Raw genomic sequence first — 16,734 nt, forward strand, 5'->3', positions numbered from 1 at the left:
GCAAGATGCAAGCCGGTATCGCTTTTATCGGCAGGGAACAATATCCTGCGCTGCAAGGGATAGGGTGGATTTATGGTCGCGGTATATTCAATACGGAAAACGTGTCTACATGGTTTCGGCAGATGCAGACGGCATGGCTTTGCGTTGGTAGCCCTTATCTTTCATGCAGGCATCAAATAAGGCGCGGTCGGTGGTGCCGCTGCTTTTGATACATTCGGCAATGGCCTCGGCAGTAGTCAGTTTGCGCGGTTTGGGCGCATGGTCGTTGGAGGCACAGGCACTCAACAGAGCGGCGAGGGCGAGAATCGGGAACAGGTTTTTCATGCTTTGTCCTTTTTCTTGGGGTGTATCGTTATGTAACACAGAATGATCAGGTGTTGCTCAAAGGGAGCGGAACTACTGAAACAACAAGCCTGCCGACCTGTATGGTCTGTACGGTCTGCGGCTTGGCTGCCTTGTCTCATTTTGTGCTTCCCGACACAGTTTACCAGTTTTTGACTTTATCCAAATCATTTTGTGCCAAATGACCTGCGTGTTCACAACGGCTTCGGTAGGTACGGCCTTCCCTGAGGCTGTCGGAAACAAAATCCAAGTGGTTTTGCGCGGTTTGTGCGGCGAGCGCGCTGTTCCCTTCTTTGATGGCTTCAAAGAGCGCGCGGTGTTGGCGGATAAGGGTAGGGCGCGGGTTTTCCGATTGGTTGTCGCGGATAATGGTGCTGCGCGTCTGCCGGTAGAGCATATGGAGCAGGCTGCCGGAAAGATGGCCGAACAGGATATTGTGGGTGGCATCGGCAATGGCTTGGTGGAAGCTGGAGTCGGCTTCTGCCTGATGTTCGAGATTGTTTTCGGCGCAGGCGGTTTCAAAGTTTTCCAGCCAAAAGGCAATGCGTTCGAGGTCCGTATCGGTGCGCCGTTCGGCCGCCAGCCCTGCCATCATGCCTTCCAAATGGCGGCTGAAATCGTACACATCGTGTTCCCAGTGGGAATGTTTGCCCAGCAGCTCCTGCCAGCTTTGCAGAAAGTCCTGACGAGTGCGGGTGGAAACGTAATAGCCGTCGCCATGTCGCGCTTCCATGATTTTTCGCGAGACCAATACGGCTAAGGCTGCACGGACAGACGGACGGGATACGCCAAATTCTTCCGCCAGTACACGTTCGGGCGGAATGCGGCTGCCCTCCGGGTATTCGCCGGAGGCGATGCGTTCTTCCAATACGGCTAAAATTTGGTCGCTGATTTTTTTGGGGCGGATAAATTTGCTCATCTGGTCTGGTCGGTACGGCTGCTTGGCGCGGCGGAGATGGGTGTTGTCGGTTGGTTGGGAAATTGGTCTAACCAATTAAAGCGTATTGTAACGAAGCGGCATTTTTACGGTCAACCGTCTTGGTACACCTGCGCTACGAATGGTTTTGCAGACGGCTGTGTTGATGGTTGATTTGTTTGATATTTCAAATGTTTGATGCCAAAGTATCAGTGTTGAAAGGGGGCGTTTGTGGATAGGCAAAGTTCGGAAAAAAGGCAGTATGATGTGATAGATTTAGCCGAAGTGATGATGTGGTGTGTCTTTGTCTTGCTGAACTTGGCAACAGCAGGCTGGATTTTCTATAATCTGTTTGACCCTTCCCTTCCTTTATTGTCGCTTGTGGTGAGTATGCCGATTGCGGCATTTGCGCTTGTATGTGTTTCGCCTTTGACTGCGGCTATTGCTTGTGTGGCAGGTTTCTTTATTGCAGGCATGCTCACGCTATTCCGACCCAAAACCTGATAATTCCCTGAAAATCCGCTTTATCAGGCCGCATGATAAGCGGAGAATCGGCAGGCATATTTTACAGACGGCATACGCGGTGATGCCGTCTGTAAAATATGCCGTCTGCAAAAAAAACAGCCCGAATGTGATTCGGGCTGTTTGGCTGTGTGGGCGGTAAGATGCGGTTTTGCAGACGGCATTATTGTTGTGTTGCCAGTGCTTTTTGCTGGTGTTGCACCAATTCGGCAATGCCTTTTTGTCCCAACGCAATCAGTTTGCCCAACTCGTCGAGGGAAAACGGTGCGCCTTCCGCCGTGCCTTGGATTTCGATGATTTTGCCGGATGCGGTCATGACGATGTTGACATCGCTGTCGCAGCCGGAATCTTCAGGATAATCCAAATCCAGCAGCGGTACGCCGCCGACTACGCCTACGGATACGGCGGCTACGGCTTCGGTAATCGGGTTTTCGCTGATCAGGCCGTCTGAAAGCAGTTTGTCAACCGCCATTTGCAGGGCGACGAATGCGCCGGTAATCGAGGCGGTGCGCGTGCCGCCGTCGGCTTGGATAACGTCGCAGTCGATTAGGATTTGGCGTTCGCCCAGTTTTTTCATGTCGACCACGGCGCGTAAGGAGCGGCCGATAAGCCGCTGGATTTCTTGAGTGCGGCCGGACTGTTTGCCGGCAGCGGCTTCGCGGCGCATGCGCGAGGCGGTGGAGGCAGGCAGCATGCCGTATTCGGCGGTGACCCAGCCTTGTTCTTTGCCGCGCAGAAAAGGCGGGACATTTTCATCGATGGAGGCGGTGCAGATGACTTTGGTGTTGCCGCATTCGATCAATACCGAACCGTCGGCGTGCGGCAGGAAGTCGGGAGTGATTTTGATGTCGCGCAGGCTGTCGGCGGCGCGGGTCGTGCGGATGCAGTTCATGGGGTTTTCCTTAAAATTTGGTGCGGCACAATTATACCATGCGGGGAATGTGCTATATTCTCAGGTACTTTCACTCGTTATTGATTTGGAAACGGAGTAAAACATGAATATCAAAAGTATGACCGGTTTTGCGAATGTGGCCGGCGAATGCGGCAGCAAACGCATTAATTTGGAAATCCGTGCAGTCAACCACCGTTATTTGGACGTGCAATTCCGTATGCCGGAGGATTTGCGCCATCTGGAAGGCGCGTTGCGCGAGCAGATTGCGGCGGCGGCAGTCCGCGGTAAATTGGAATGCCGCATACAGGTACAGGATATTGTACAGGGCGGGCAGGGTTTGGCGGTAAATCAGGAGTTGGTTGATCGGCTTGCCAAACTCAACAAGCAATGGCGCAAACAGCATGAAGGTTTGGGCAAACTGACGGTGGCGGATATTTTGAAATTCCCCGGGGTGCTGGCGAGCCAAAACGAGGATACGGAAGTGTTTGCCAAAACCGTGCAGGCTTTGTTGTCGCAAGCCTTGCAGGATTTCTCCTCCGCCCGCGCCCGCGAGGGTAAAAAGCTGGCGGAACATTTGTTGCAGCGTTTGGACGGTATGACTGAAATCGTCGATGAATTAAGTAAGAAGTTTCCGGATCTTTTGGAAGCGCATATGGAAAAAGTGCGTGCGCGCTTGGCCGAGGCGGTGGGCAATATCGATAACGACCGCCTGCAGCAGGAATTTGCACTGTTTATCCAGAAGTCGGATGTCGATGAGGAGTTCAGCCGTCTGCGTACCCATATCGGCGAAGTGCGCCGCATTGTTACCGAGGGCAAAGGCAGTGCGGGCAAACGCTTGGATTTTCTGATGCAGGAGCTTAACCGCGAGGCGAATACTTTGGGCAGCAAGGCGATTGCGGCGGAATGTACTCAGGCTTCGGTCGAATTGAAAGTGTTGATTGAGCAGATGCGCGAACAGGTGCAGAATATCGAGTAAGATGATGTCAAAGGCCGTCTGCAAAAACGTATCGGATATTGGGCAGACGCCGGCCGGTATGAAACAAATTCATCTTTAACCTCTGAATTTTTCAGACGGCATTTGCCCGCACAGCCGACTTTGCCGTGCGGGTTTCTGTTATACTGAAAGCCGATAACCGTTTAACAATAACCGTACCGGATATAAATATAAAAAGGATAGCGACATGAGCAAACTCTTTCCCCAAGCCACCCTGCGCGATCGCGCGCCTTACCGTTTCGATATTGTCGGCAGCTTCCTCCGCCCTGATGCCATCAAACAGGCGCGCCGCCAATGCGCGTGCGGCGATTGTTCGGTTGAAGAGCTGCACGCGGTAGAAGATACGGAAGTGGCGCAACTGGTTGCCAAGGAGAAAGCCGTCGGGCTGCCGAATGTAACCGATGGCGAGTTCCGCCGCACTTGGTGGCATTTGGATTTTCTGTTTGAGCTGCTGGGCGTGGAATTGGAAGATACCAAAGAATACAGCACTCAATTCAAAGCGCATATGCACCGCCCGGTAACCTTGAAAATTACCGATAAAATCGCTTTCCCTAAAGTACACCCGTTTATTGACCATTTCAAAGGTTTGCAGAAAGCGGCAGGCGATTATCCGGTGAAATTTACCATTCCTTCGCCGAGTATGTTGCACCTGATTACCTGCGTGCGAACCCCCAATCCCAAGTTGATTGAGCGTTATGCGGGCAATGAGGAGCAGTTGTTTGCCGATACGACTGCCGCCTATATTGATGCCGTCAACGCGCTGTATGCCGCCGGCTGCCGTATTTTGCAGTTGGACGATACCGCTTGGGGCGAGTTCTGCTCGGAAGAAAAACGCGCGCTGTATGCGTCGCAAGGCGTGAACGTGGACGCGGTTGCCAAGCGTTATGTGCAAATGATTAATGAAGTCCGAGCCGCCGCACCTGCCGATATGGTCATCACCATGCATATCTGCCGCGGCAATTTCCGTTCTACTTGGTTCTCCAGCGGCGGTTACGAGCCGGTTGCCGAGATTCTGTTTGGCGGCTGCCATGTTGACGGTTTCTTCTTGGAGTACGACAGCGACCGCGCCGGTGATTTCAAGCCTTTGCGTTTTATCAAAGACCAGCAGGTTGTTTTGGGTTTGGTCACCTCCAAAAACGGCGACTTGGAAGATAAAGCCGTCATCATCGAGCGTATTCAAGAAGCCGCGAAATATGTGGACATCAACCAGCTCTGCCTCAGCCCGCAATGTGGTTTCGCTTCAACGGAAGAGGGCAATGTGCTGACCGAAGAGGACCAATGGAAAAAATTGGAATTGATTCGAGAGATTGTTGATGAAGTGTGGGGCGACAAATAAGCCTGCTTAATCCATCATTCCGATAAAGGCCGTCTGCAAAATGCGGGGTAAGGTTTCAACCGTTTCCGAGATTTTGCAGACGGCCTTTGTTTGCCGGTAAGGTGTTGTGAGGGCTAAGCGGCGGACGGCTCAGCCGAAAAAGCCCATTTTTACCTGAATGAGTTTTTCCAATTCGCGCAGGACGCGGCGGCGGGCGACAAAGAAAATAACATGATCGCCTTCCTGTAAAACCGCTTCTTCATGGTGTCCCATAATCACTTCGTTATCGCGTACCAAAGCGGCAAAGTGGCAGCCGTGCGGCCATTCGACTTCACTGATGCGGCGGCCGACAATCGCAGAGGTATTTTTATCGCCGTGTACCACCACTTCAATCGCCTCCGCCGTACCGCGCCGCAAAGGGTGAACCGCTACGACATCGCCCCGACGGATGTGCGCGAGTATCGAGCCGATGGTAATCAGATGCGGCGAAACGGCAATATCGATTTTATTACCTTCCAGCAAATCTACATAGCTGGAACGGTTGACGATGGCAATCACGCGCTTGGCGCCGAGATTTTTCGCCAATAATGCGGACATGATGTTGTTTTCATCGTCGTTGGTCAGCGCGCAATAGACATCGATTTCATCAATATATTCTTCGGCAAGCAGGGATTCATCGGTTGCCGAGCCTTGCAAAACCAGCGTATTGTCAAGGTTTTCCGCCAACCACTCGGCTCTGCCGGCATTGCGTGAAATAATTTTGATGTCGTATTGGGATTCCAATTCTTTTGCCAAGCGATAGCCGATGTTGCCGCCGCCGGCAATCATGATGCGGCGGTTGCGTGCTTCTTTCGGCCGCAGTTCGCGCATGATGGCGTTGACATTGTCGCTGCTGGCTACAAAAAATACTTCATCGCCTTCGATAATAACGGTTTGCGGTGTGGGCACTATTAAGCGGTTGTTGCGGTAAATCGCACAGATTTGGCAGTCTACACCGTCCGGCAGGTGCGCGTTGATTTCGGCGATTTCTTTATTCACCAGCAAGCCGCCCAAACGTGCCTGCACCACCACCATACGCACGCGGTCGTCTGCAAAATTTAAAACCTGCAACGCGCTGGTGTAGCTCAGTAAGCCGACTAATTGTTCGGTGACCAACTGTTCGGGGCTGATGGTTTCGGTAATGTTGAATACCCCCAAACTGTTACCTTCGCCTTCTTCATCGGTGTCCACGCGGTATTCCAAATATTCGCGGGAACGGACGCGGGCAATGCGGCTCGGGATATTGAATAAGTCGGCAGCGATTTTGCAGGCAACAATATTGGTTTCGTCGCTGCGGGTTAGTGCCAGCAGCAAATCAGCGTCTGCCGCGCCCGCCCGCTCCAGTACAAATGGCGAAGCACCGTTGCCGGTAATGGTTTGTACATCGCAGCGGCTGCCGATGAGTTGCAAGGCTTTCTCATCGATGTCGATGATGGTAACGTCGTTGCTGGGCAGTTGGGCAAGGTTTTGCGCCACCGTAGAGCCGACTTGGCCGCTGCCGAGAATCAGGATTTTCACGATAATCTGTTTGTGAAGATAAGAATAGGGGAATTGTATAACAAAAGGCCGTCTGAAAGCAGCATTGCTGCATTTGCAGACGGCCTTTTCCGCGCATATCGCCCGTGCGGACGGGTTTTACCAGTAGCCCAATATGTTCCACCAAGCTAAGCCGACGGTGGCGAAAATCAGGAGTTCTAAAACGCTCATGATGAAACCGGCTTTCCACCATTCGGTCATGGTGGTGTAGTTTGATCCGTAGATAACGGGAGCAGAACCGGTGGCGTAGTGGGTCAGCGACATCATGATGCCGGTGGCGGCAGCCATCATCAGGGCAAACAGCATGGGCGGTGCGCCAAGTGCCAAGCCTGCGCCGTAGAATGCGCCGAACATGGCGGTAACGTGTGCCGTGCCGCTGGCGAAAACGTAGTGGGCGTAAAGATAGGCAAGCATCAGAAGGGCGCAACCTGCTTCCCAACCCAAACCCATGCCGGAAATACCGGCTTGCAGGGAATCAGATAACCAGCCGATTAAGCCGAGTTTGTTGAGGAAGTTGGCCATCATCACTAAGGCGGCAAACCATACGATGGTGTCCCACGCGCTTTTTTCTTTCAGAGCGTCTTCCCAAGTCAGAATGCCGGTCAGCAAACACAGCGACAGACCGAGAAAAGTGGTGGCGGTGGCGTCGACTTTGATGCCGAACAGCATTTCGGGTACGCCTGCCCACAACAGCAGCAAGATGATGAAAATGCCGAGCATGGTTTTTTCTTCGCGCTTCATCGGCCCCATTTGTGCAAGCTGCTCTTTGGCTAATGTGGTGGCGTTCGGAGTTTGTTTGATTTCGGGCGGGAAGATGAGGTACAGCACCAGCGGCATCAGCAACATGGCAACCAGACCGGGCAGGAGCATGGCCAGAAACCATGTGCCCCAAGAGAGATGAATATCGGAATGGGTGGCTTTGGCAACCAATTCGACCACCAGAGGATTGGGGGCGGTGGCGGTGATGAACATCAGGCAGGTAATGACGTTGGCGTGAAAGTTGACCAATGAGAGGTATTTGCCGATTTTGTTTTCCGTGCCTTTTTCGGGATCGGAGTCGAAACTTAAGGCAATGGATTTCATAATCGGGTGCACAATCGCGCCGCCGCGTGCGGTGTTGGAAGGTGTGACCGGCCCGATTACCAAGTCTGCCAGCGCAAGGCTGTAGCCCACGCCCAGTGTGCGTTTGCCAAACAGGGAAATCAACAGATAGCCGATGCGCATACCGAGGCCGGTTTTCAAGAGGCCGCGGGAAATGATGATGGCGATACCAATCATCCAAATCAGCGAGTTGTTGAGGCTGCTTAAGGCGTCTTTAATGGCTTGTCCGGCCGGATTTTTGACCGGCTCGCCGTCTGCCAGCTCGGGTACGGTCACGCCGGTCAGTGCAACCAGCGTGATGCCCAGAATCGCCATTGCGCCAATCGGCATGGCTTTGCCGATGATGCCGGCGATGATGCCGACAAACAAAGCCAGCAGATGCCAAGCCTGCGGTGATACGCCTTCCGGTATCGGAATGACGAACCAGATAAGCAGCGTCAGCACCAATGCGGCTGCTGCGGGAATCGGCTTAAAGCCCATGTTGAATCTCCTGAAGGATAAAAATATAGTCATTTAAAATAAGAATGATACAGCGTTGCTTTGCCTTGCCGTACTATGTGTACTGTCTGCGGCTTCGCTGCCTTGTCTCATTCTTATTTTATTCGACTATAAAAGTGAAATCGGTTTGCAGACGGCCTGAGATACTTGAGGCCGTCTGCAAAATAATCTTTCGTTGTTTGATGCAAATCCGGAGTGTGTATCGGAACGTTTTATTACCCGTGCGGCAGACGGGTTGCGGATATTCCGGCGGTTGCGGTATGCCTGTATTTCCAATCTGCCTTGATGCCGGGCGTTTTTTCAGACGGCCTCAAACGGATGGGGCCGTCTGCAAAATTACTGTTCCTGTCCGTCCGGCAAGCCGTACTCTTCGGGAAAGGTACGCAAAGAGCTCTGCAATACGGTTACCGCGCCGTCGATCAGGCCGCAGCGGCCGCTGTGCGGCAGCAGCTTGCACAGGCTTTGCAGAGCCTGAAGGTCGTCGGAAGTGCCGATGCCGGTATCAACGCGGTTGAGGAGGCGGGAAAGTTGGAATGTGCCGCCTTTGCAGGGCGGGCACTGGCCGCAGGAGTTGGCGGCGAAAAATTCCACATATTCCGATACTTTCCGCACGACGCTGGTGCCTTCCGAGATGACAATCATCGCGCCGGTGCCGAGGCTGGATTTGCGTTCGCGCACGGAAACGAAGTCCAGCGGTACATCCAAATCTTTGGCGGTCAGAAGCGTATTCGACGGGCCTCCGGTAAATACGGCTTTAAAGGTACGGCCTTCCAGCATGCCGCCGCCGTGGACGTAAATCAGCTCGTGCAGGGTAGTGCCCATCGGCAGCTCGTACAGCCCCGGATTCAGTACGTCTCCGGAGAGTGAGTACAGCTTGGTTCCTGCGGCATCGCCCAAGCCCAAATTCCGATACCATTCGGCACCGTTGGCGAGGATTTGCGGAATATTGGCGAAGGTTTCGGTGTTGTTGATCAGTGTCGGTGCGCCGAATACGCCGCTTTCTGCCGGAAACGGCGGTTTGCGGCGCGGAAACGGGAAATTGCCCTCCAGCCAGGAGATGACGGCGGTTTCTTCTCCGCCGATATAGCGTCCGGAGGTTTTTACCAACTGTAAATCCAACGGTTTGCCCAAATAGTTTTCAATGCGGATGAACAAATCGCTTTTTTTCCATTCTTCGATGGCGGGCGTGAGCGAGGCGATGGATTCGGTTTGGTGCGGGTTGACATACAAAACCGCTTTGTTGGCACGGCAGGCTACGGCGGCAACCAACACGCCTTCGATGACCTGGTGCGGCGTTTCCGCCAGCAGTACGCGGTCTTTGAAGGTGCCCGGTTCGTCTTCGTTGGCGTTGCAGACAACGTATTTGTCACCGTTTTTGCTTTTCGCCGCTACAGCGGCTTCCCACTTGCGCCAAGTCGGAAAACCTGCACCGCCCATGCCGCAAAGATTCGCTTCCTGCAATGTGGCGATGATGTTTTCAGGATCGGCCAAGGCAGCCAGCAGGCCTTTTCCGCCGCCGACTTTGCGCCATGCCGCCAAATCCGCACCGACGCGGCGTGACGGGTGCAGTAGGTTTTGATTTGCCTGATTCATGATTATTCTCCTTGCAAGCCTGCGTGTTCGCGCAAATCGAATTTGCCGTAGTCGGGATAGAGTACCGGTGCTTTGACATCGCTGTGCAGACCGGCACGGGTCATTTCGCGTTGCAGGTTGTGGACATGGTCCACGCCGCCGCGTACTTTTTTCAGCGGCAGGCCGGATGTGGCGGCGGCAATGCCGGCGCGGCGGCCGAAACTGATGATGTCTAAGAGTGCGTTGCCCATCAGGCGGTTGCGCCCGTGAATGCCGCCTGTGACTTCTCCCGCGCCGTACAGACCCGGAACAGAGGTCGAGCCGTCGCCGTTGATTTCCATACCGCCGTTTTGGTAGTGCAGGGTAGGGTGAATCATCATCGGTTCGGCTGCCGGATCAATGCCGCATTTGTGGGCAACGTGTCCCAGCGTAACCAAACGGTTCAATACGTCGGGATCGTTTGCAATCAGACGCGGCGTATCTAGGAAAACACCGGCCTGACCGTCGCGCTCCACGCCCCGGCCTTCGGCTACTTCGCGCAGAATGGCTGCGGCCACGACATCGCGCGGTTGCAGTTCGTCAACAAAACGCTCGCCCAAACCGTTAACCAATTTGGTGCCGGCAGAGCGCACGGCTTCGGAAATCAGCGCACCGGCCAAATGCGGCGGATGGGCGACTCCGGTCGGATGGTATTGGAAGGAGTCTACATCGCGCAGTTTGACACCGATACGGTATGCCATGACCAAGCCGTCTGCTGTCGCACCGTAATGGTTGGAAGTGGCAAATCCCTGCAGATGCAGACGGCCGCTGCCGCCGGTTGCCAATACTACGGATTTGGCATGCACCAAAACCAGTGTGCGTTTTTCCAGATCGTAGAGAATCGCGCCGACACAGCGGCCGTGTTCGTCCGACAGCAGTTCGATGGCGGGGTGGCGGTTGAGCTGGGTGATGTTTTCATCGAGTTCCACTGCTTCGCGCAGCACGCGCATCATTTCCAAGCCGGTAAAGTCGCGGTAGTGCAGGATGCGCGGTACGGTGGTGCCGCCTGCGCGTTTGCGGCTCAGATGGCCGTTGCTGCCTTCGCCTTTGGCCAGATCAAACGTCATGCCCAAGCCAATCAGCCAGCGCACGGCAGACGGTGCGTCGGTTACCATTTGCGCGACCAGCTCTTTTTTCGCAGCGTTATGGCCGCCTTTGATGGTGTCGTCGAAATGTTGCTGCAGGCTGTCGTCGGCACCGACTGCCGCCTGCATACCGCCTTCGGCCATCACAGTATTGCTGTCGCCGATACGCAGTTTGTTGGCCATAATCACACGCGCACCTGCTTCGGCAGCCGACAATGCCGCCGCCGCGCCCGCACCGCCGCCGCCGATTACCAAAACATCGGTATTCAAATGCACGGCACCGGATAAATCGTAGTCGTCAATCAAGGGTTGGCTGGTCAGCAGTTTGGCCAAGTCGGGGTGGCAGTAGTCGCCCGCATTCGGACCGATGGGCAGCTTCACGCGCGCACCGGCTTGGTAGTCGGGATGGTATTTGCTTAATAATTCTTCTTTGGCGGGCAGGTCGCCGCGCAGTTCCAATGAAGATTCGCGCAGGTTTTTCAGGGCGGTTTCGTAATCGATACCGGTCGGTTTCCGAGTCATTACACAGCCTCCTCTTCAAAGGTAACGGTCATTTTGCCGCTGTCGATTTCCTGAAGCCGGCGCATCAGGTCGACAGGGCGCAAAGTCCGCGCAGCCTGCATGCGGCGGGCGAACAAGCCCAAGTGGTTCGGACGGATGTGCTCCGGGCAGGACAAGGTGCAGAGGTTGCACATCACACATTGGTCGAAGGTATCGGAAGCGGCACCGAAATCACCGGATACCACTTGCGCCACTCCTGCCTCCACCTGCAAACCTTTCGGGCAGGCACGGTTGCAGCCGCCGCAATGGCGGCAGTGTTGCGCTTCTGGGAAGGCTTTGGCGGTATCGTCGAGCCAGTTCCAGCCGTCGCCGACTGCTTTGACATCGTAATACTGGATATGTTCCGGAATAAAGTAGTCGATGAAGCTGACCTGCATACCTGCTTCGACTTTGGTTTCGCAGGCGAGGGCAGTGGTCACTTCACGGTCGCCTTCCTTTCGGATCATGCATCGGCAGGAGCCGCATACGCCTTGTCCCATACAGCCGACATTGGCTGTCAGCGCACTGCCCGAGCGGGCATAGGCTTGGATAATGGACGAGTCGGGAGAGGCTTTGACTTCGTGGCCGTCAATGGTTAGGGTAATCAAATCACTCATGGTTGTGTCCTGTTTGGATAACCGCCGGATGTTGCCGCATTTCTCCATGCGGAAAGCGGAGCATGGCGGACATCAAGGCAAATATCCGTTTGCCCCGGTTTGAAAACGGCGGTGGTTAAGATTTGTATTTTTATTACATTTGATTTATTTGAAAATTCTGAAGTGTTGCTTGTAATTTTCCAAATAAATCAATGTTTGTTTTGCAAGGAAGAGTGTAGCAGAAATCAGGGGGATTTTTGAGAAGGAGTGTCGGGAGACGTTTTTACAGACGGCATGAAGGATTGTAAATAAAATAATTGCCCAAAAGGCCGTCTGTAAAATTTAATATTTTGTTTTTTATAGGAAATATGAGTAATTCTTTTGGGTATTTTATATCAGGAAAAATAACGGATACGATTGGATTTTATTATCAGGTTTTTGAGATTGTTTTTATTTGTTTGAAAAGTAAAGTAAAAATTAAAAAGTTGGGCTATCGGGGTGTTTGTTGTAAAGTTTCATAAAGTGACGGAGGTTTGATTTCAGTCAAATTTATTCCGGCAGGCAGGGCTTTTGTTTACACAATCATACCGCTGCCTGAAACAGTCGGTAAGGCCGTCTGTAAATAGACGGAGTTTGCCTTCCCTCCGTCTGTTTTCTCTTAAGCGGGGTTGCTGTGTAGTCGGACAGCACAAAATGGGGCAGGACAGCAAAGCCGCAGACGGTACGGACAGTACAGGACGGCGGACTTGCTGTTTCAGCAGTTTGGTAAAGCCCTCTTTTTGAGCAAGTATCATTTTGTGCCAAAGGACTATAAACTGCCGATTGCAGCTCTCAAACTCTGATAAAAATAATGGGTTATTAAATTCCATAAAAAACCGCAGAATTGATAAAATAGCCGCTTGCCGGAAACGGAATGCGCGTCGGCATCTTTACGGATAACCGAAACATGCCGTCTGCAAACAGAGTGTTTTCACAACCGGAGCGGTGTGGCAAATGAGTTTTGCCTTTCCATTACCCCGATACCAAAAGGAACAACCATGACCATGATCAAACAAGAGGATTTCATCCGCAGTATTTGCGATGCCTTCCAATTCATCAGCTATTATCATCCGAAAGACTATATCGACGCACTCTACGAGGCTTGGAAAAAAGAAGAAAATCCCGCCGCCAAAGATGCGATGACGCAGATTCTGGTCAACAGCCGCATGTGTGCCGAAGGCAAGCGTCCGATCTGCCAAGACACCGGTATCGCCACCGTATTCCTGAAAGTCGGCATGAACGTGCAATGGGATGCCGAAATGAGCGTGGAAGACATGGTAAACGAAGGTGTGCGCCGCGCCTACACTTGGGAAGGCAATACCCTGCGCGCTTCCGTTTTGGCCGATCCTGCCGGCAAACGCCAAAACACCAAAGACAACACCCCCGCCGTGATCCACATGAGCATCGTGCCGGGCGATAAAGTCGAAATCACCTGTGCGGCCAAAGGCGGCGGCTCTGAAAACAAATCCAAACTGGCCATGCTGAACCCGTCCGACAACATCGTCGACTGGGTCATCAAAACCATTCCGACCATGGGTGCGGGCTGGTGTCCGCCGGGTATTCTCGGCATCGGTATCGGCGGCACGCCCGAAAAAGCCATGCTGATGGCGAAAGAGTCGCTGATGAGCCATGTCGACATCCACGAATTGCAAGCCAAAGCCGCATCCGGCGCAGAATTGAGCACTACCGAAGCCCTGCGTTTGGAACTGTTTGAAAAAGTAAACGCACTCGGTATCGGCGCACAAGGCTTGGGCGGCCTGACCACCGTGTTGGACGTGAAAATCCTCGACTACCCGACCCACGCGGCATCCAAGCCGATTGCCATGATTCCGAACTGCGCGGCCACCCGCCACGTTGAATTCGAACTCGACGGCTCAGGCCCAGCGGTACTGACACCGCCCAGCTTGGAAGACTGGCCGGACATCACCTACAGCCCCGACAACGGCAAACGCGTCAATGTAGACGAATTGACCAAAGAAGAAGTGGCCACTTGGAAAACCGGCGATGTACTGCTGCTCAACGGCAAAATCCTGACCGGCCGCGATGCCGCCCACAAACGCTTGGTGGATATGCTCGACAAAGGCGAGCAACTGCCGGTTGACTTCACCAACCGCCTGATTTACTACGTCGGCCCGGTCGATCCTGTCGGCGACGAAGTAGTCGGCCCCGCAGGCCCGACCACCGCTACCCGCATGGACAAATTTACCCGTCAAATGCTGGAACAAACCGGCCTCTTGGGCATGATCGGCAAATCCGAACGCGGCGCGGCAACTTGCGAAGCCATCGCCGACAACAAAGCCACTTACCTGATGGCGGTAGGCGGCGCAGCTTATCTGGTGGCCAAAGCGATTAAATCGTCCAAAGTATTGGCGTTCCCGGAATTGGGCATGGAAGCGATTTACGAATTTGAAGTCAAAGACATGCCGGTAACGGTGGCTGTGGACAGCAACGGCCAGTCCATCCACGCCATTGCACCGCGCCAATGGCAGGCCAAAATCGGTATTATTCCGGTGCAAAGTTAAAAGTAATACAGTATTGCGCGGATTGCGGTAAACAATAACAATCCGCGCCTTAGCAAGCCGTCTGCAAAATGGCTCCTCAAACCTTCTGTTTGGAGGCAGTTTTGCAGACGGCTTTTATGATTGCCATACGGTAGGTTTTGCCAAATATAGTTATTGAATACAGCAGGATACGGCTTTTATAGCCATTTAAAATAAGAATGATACAGCGTTGCTTTGCCTTGCCGTACTATGTGTACTGTCTGCGGCTTCGCTGCCTTGTCTCATTCTTATTTTATTCGACTATACTGTGTTTCATTCTGTATCATGGGGTGATTAAGGCCGTAAAAAAGCCGTCTGCAAAGTAATATGCAGACGGCTTTGAATTTGGTGGGTCCGGTGGGTTTCGAACCCACGACCAAGGGATTATGAGTCCCCTGCTCTAACCCCTGAGCTACAGACCCGGTCAGAGTAGGGGCGTATTGTATCATAAATTACAGCTTGGGCAATGCTGTGTGGAGGAACGGTGTGTTTTATTTTTTATGGCGGGACTGGCGGATGTGTTGTTCGGTAATGGTACCGCCGCCGTTGTCGAAGGCATTCATGACGTAGGTCGCGATGGCGGCGGCATCGGCATCGTTGAGGGCGATGGCGGGCATAAAGCCGTTGTAGGATTTGCCGTTGACTTTAATCGGGCCGTTGATGCCTTTGGTAATGCTGGCGGCAAGTACTTGAGGTTTGTTCATGATGTAGTCGGAACGGTAGAGCGGAGGGAATGCTGTGCCGCGTCCTTCTCCTTGTTTGCCGTGGCAGGCGGCGCAGTTGCGTTCGTAGAGCTGCTTGCCTTTGTTGACGTGGGCGGTTGGGGCGGCTTGTGCTGCTTGCATGGCCGAACATAATAATAGGGTGGCGGCAAAGGTGAAAGTAAGATGCTTCATGGCATGTCCTTTGGCGAAGTAGGGGGCTTTCTTATGGGTTTTATCATAATAGACTAAATGCCGTCTGAAAAGGCTTTTTGCAGACGGCATTTTAATCGAAATCAAGTTGGTATGAGGTTTAGAATGCTTCCCCGACTTTGACGCCGCCTGCGGTGTCTTTCGGTGTGGCAAGTTGTGCGGTCAGGGCTTGGGCGGCTTTGAACTCGGCAGTTTCCATGATGGCTTGCGCTTGTTCGGCGGTCAGGGTGTTTGCCATGTATTGCCAGCGGTTGGCCAGTTCCGGGTTGGCAGGGGCTTGGAAGTTGTGACGCAGCTCGTCCACCAAGTCGGGGCGGTTGCACACGAGTACGATGTCGCAACCTGCTGCAAAAGAGATTTCCGCACGTTCTTTAATGCCGCCGACACCGCAAGCGCCTTCCATGGTCAGGTCGTCTGAAAAAATTACGCCTGTAAAGCCGATGTTGTCGCGTAAGATGGTTTTCAGCCATTTTTCGGAAAAACCGGCGGGGTTGGAATCGACTTGCGGATAAACGACGTGTGCGGGCATAACGGCTGCCATGCCTGCATCGCTGAGTTTGCTGAAAGGAATGATGTCGGCGGCTTCCAGCTCGGTTAAGCTGCGGTCGTCGCGGGGTAAGACGTGGTGGCTGTCGCCTTCTACAAATCCGTGGCCGGGGAAGTGTTTGCCGCATGATTTCATACCGCCTTGGTTCAGGCCTTTTTGTAGCGCCAGCGCCAGTTCGGTAACAATTTCTGCGTCTCGGTGAAAGCTGCGGTTGCCGATGACGGCGCATTGTCCCCAATTTAAATCCAGTACGGGGGTAAAGGATAAGTCGATGCCGCAGGCGGATAATTCGGTGGCCAGTACCCGGCCGATTTTTTCGGCGGTGGCTTTGGCGGTTTCAGGGCCTTCGTTGTCCCACATTTCTCCCAATACGTTCATGGCGGGCAGGCGGGTAAAGCCGTCGATAAAGCGTTGTACGCGGCCTCCTTCGTGGTCGACGGCGATAATCAGCTCGGGCGTGCGGAGGGATTTGATTTCGTTTACCAGCTTTTTGAGCTGCGCGACGTTTTCAAAGTTGCGGCGGAACAGAATCACGCCGCCGACAGCGGGATCGAGCAGGCGTTGTTTTTCTTCTTCTGTCAGACGAAAGGCGTGGACATCGGCCATTACCGGGCCGCGCGGAAGGTTGGGTGTGGTCATATCGGGTCATTCCGTTGTTTTGCAGACGGCATTGTGTAAGATATGCCGTCTGAAAATTCGGTAAAACG

At 53.5% G+C, this 16,734-nt stretch carries 14 protein-coding genes and 1 tRNA gene; 4 read left to right on the plus strand and 11 right to left on the minus strand.

Annotated elements, in window-relative coordinates; all coding sequences use genetic code 11:
- Positions 1–105: 105 nt before the first annotated feature.
- Together EL111_RS02620 and EL111_RS02625 are read right to left on the minus strand one after the other, a co-directional pair.
- A complete protein-coding gene (locus EL111_RS02620; protein WP_123795516.1) occupies positions 106–324 on the minus strand; it encodes a hypothetical protein in 219 nt (72 codons plus the stop codon).
- A gap of 160 nt (positions 325–484) precedes the next feature.
- Positions 485–1,261 carry a FadR/GntR family transcriptional regulator gene (locus tag EL111_RS02625; RefSeq protein WP_123795515.1) on the minus strand — a complete coding sequence of 259 codons (777 nt, stop codon included), beginning with the start codon at positions 1,259–1,261 and terminating at the stop codon, positions 485–487.
- Between the two features lie 264 nt (positions 1,262–1,525).
- Between EL111_RS02625 and EL111_RS02630 the strand changes: the two genes are divergently transcribed.
- Positions 1,526–1,762, plus strand: a complete 237-nt coding sequence (locus tag EL111_RS02630; protein ID WP_123795514.1) for a hypothetical protein — start codon at positions 1,526–1,528, stop codon at positions 1,760–1,762.
- A 181-nt stretch (positions 1,763–1,943) separates the two neighbouring features.
- Here the strand turns inward: EL111_RS02630 and rph are convergent, their stop codons facing one another.
- Positions 1,944–2,672, minus strand: a complete 729-nt coding sequence (gene rph, locus EL111_RS02635) for a ribonuclease PH (RefSeq protein ID WP_123795513.1) — start codon at positions 2,670–2,672, stop codon at positions 1,944–1,946.
- Between the two features lie 103 nt (positions 2,673–2,775).
- Here rph and EL111_RS02640 point away from each other — a divergent pair, with 103 nt between their 5' ends.
- Complete coding sequence (locus EL111_RS02640; RefSeq protein ID WP_231998401.1) at positions 2,776–3,648, plus strand: YicC/YloC family endoribonuclease; 873 nt, start codon at positions 2,776–2,778, stop codon at positions 3,646–3,648.
- A gap of 205 nt (positions 3,649–3,853) precedes the next feature.
- Positions 3,854–5,002, plus strand: coding sequence for a 5-methyltetrahydropteroyltriglutamate--homocysteine S-methyltransferase (locus EL111_RS02645; RefSeq protein WP_123795512.1), 1,149 nt, complete (start codon positions 3,854–3,856; stop codon positions 5,000–5,002).
- 129 nt (positions 5,003–5,131) lie between these two features.
- Here EL111_RS02645 and trkA read toward each other — a convergent pair whose 3' ends face one another.
- From trkA to EL111_RS02670, 5 genes are all read right to left on the minus strand, one after another.
- Complete coding sequence (gene trkA, locus EL111_RS02650) at positions 5,132–6,538, minus strand: Trk system potassium transporter TrkA (RefSeq protein ID WP_123795511.1); 1,407 nt, start codon at positions 6,536–6,538, stop codon at positions 5,132–5,134.
- Positions 6,539–6,655: 117 nt separating this feature from the next.
- Positions 6,656–8,137: a DASS family sodium-coupled anion symporter gene (locus EL111_RS02655; protein WP_123795510.1), complete on the minus strand. Its 1,482-nt coding sequence runs from the start codon at positions 8,135–8,137 to the stop codon at positions 6,656–6,658.
- A gap of 354 nt (positions 8,138–8,491) precedes the next feature.
- Positions 8,492–9,748, minus strand: coding sequence for a complex I 51 kDa subunit family protein (locus tag EL111_RS02660; RefSeq protein ID WP_123795509.1), 1,257 nt, complete (start codon positions 9,746–9,748; stop codon positions 8,492–8,494).
- A 2-nt stretch (positions 9,749–9,750) separates the two neighbouring features.
- Positions 9,751–11,373 (minus strand): FAD-binding protein, encoded by a 1,623-nt coding sequence (locus tag EL111_RS02665; protein ID WP_123795508.1) that lies wholly within the window; start codon positions 11,371–11,373, stop codon positions 9,751–9,753.
- Positions 11,373–12,008, minus strand: a complete 636-nt coding sequence (locus EL111_RS02670; RefSeq protein WP_123795507.1) for a 2Fe-2S iron-sulfur cluster-binding protein — start codon at positions 12,006–12,008, stop codon at positions 11,373–11,375. The genes EL111_RS02665 and EL111_RS02670 overlap by 1 nt, the downstream gene beginning before the upstream one ends.
- A gap of 1,016 nt (positions 12,009–13,024) precedes the next feature.
- Here EL111_RS02670 and EL111_RS02675 point away from each other — a divergent pair.
- Positions 13,025–14,548: a fumarate hydratase gene (locus EL111_RS02675; protein ID WP_123795506.1), complete on the plus strand. Its 1,524-nt coding sequence runs from the start codon at positions 13,025–13,027 to the stop codon at positions 14,546–14,548.
- Between the two features lie 364 nt (positions 14,549–14,912).
- Here the strand turns inward: EL111_RS02675 and EL111_RS02680 are convergent.
- The 3 genes from EL111_RS02680 to nagZ form a co-directional block, all read right to left on the minus strand.
- Positions 14,913–14,988 (minus strand) — tRNA-Ile (locus EL111_RS02680).
- Positions 14,989–15,057: 69 nt separating this feature from the next.
- On the minus strand, positions 15,058–15,462 hold the full coding sequence (locus EL111_RS02685) for a c-type cytochrome (protein WP_123795505.1): 405 nt from the start codon (positions 15,460–15,462) through the stop codon (positions 15,058–15,060).
- A 118-nt stretch (positions 15,463–15,580) separates the two neighbouring features.
- Positions 15,581–16,666, minus strand: coding sequence for a beta-N-acetylhexosaminidase (gene nagZ, locus EL111_RS02690; protein WP_123795504.1), 1,086 nt, complete (start codon positions 16,664–16,666; stop codon positions 15,581–15,583).
- Between the last annotated feature and the right edge of the window lie 68 nt (positions 16,667–16,734).

Source organism: Neisseria animalis (assembly GCF_900636515.1).
Lineage (GTDB): Bacteria > Pseudomonadota > Gammaproteobacteria > Burkholderiales > Neisseriaceae > Neisseria > Neisseria animalis.

Bases quoted from the DNA above. Each gene is read 5' to 3' on its own strand.
- EL111_RS02620 (WP_123795516.1), bottom strand. From the start codon at position 324: ATGAAAAACCTGTTCCCGATTCTCGCCCTCGCCGCTCTGTTGAGTGCC.
- EL111_RS02625 (WP_123795515.1), bottom strand. From the start codon at position 1,261: ATGAGCAAATTTATCCGCCCCAAAAAAATCAGCGACCAAATTTTAGCC.
- rph (WP_123795513.1), bottom strand. From the start codon at position 2,672: ATGAACTGCATCCGCACGACCCGCGCCGCCGACAGCCTGCGCGACATC.
- EL111_RS02640 (WP_231998401.1), top strand. From the start codon at position 2,776: ATGAATATCAAAAGTATGACCGGTTTTGCGAATGTGGCCGGCGAATGC.
- EL111_RS02645 (WP_123795512.1), top strand. From the start codon at position 3,854: ATGAGCAAACTCTTTCCCCAAGCCACCCTGCGCGATCGCGCGCCTTAC.
- EL111_RS02655 (WP_123795510.1), bottom strand. From the start codon at position 8,137: ATGGGCTTTAAGCCGATTCCCGCAGCAGCCGCATTGGTGCTGACGCTG.
- EL111_RS02660 (WP_123795509.1), bottom strand. From the start codon at position 9,748: ATGAATCAGGCAAATCAAAACCTACTGCACCCGTCACGCCGCGTCGGT.
- EL111_RS02665 (WP_123795508.1), bottom strand. From the start codon at position 11,373: ATGACTCGGAAACCGACCGGTATCGATTACGAAACCGCCCTGAAAAAC.
- EL111_RS02670 (WP_123795507.1), bottom strand. From the start codon at position 12,008: ATGAGTGATTTGATTACCCTAACCATTGACGGCCACGAAGTCAAAGCC.
- EL111_RS02675 (WP_123795506.1), top strand. From the start codon at position 13,025: ATGACCATGATCAAACAAGAGGATTTCATCCGCAGTATTTGCGATGCC.
- EL111_RS02685 (WP_123795505.1), bottom strand. From the start codon at position 15,462: ATGAAGCATCTTACTTTCACCTTTGCCGCCACCCTATTATTATGTTCG.
- nagZ (WP_123795504.1), bottom strand. From the start codon at position 16,666: ATGACCACACCCAACCTTCCGCGCGGCCCGGTAATGGCCGATGTCCAC.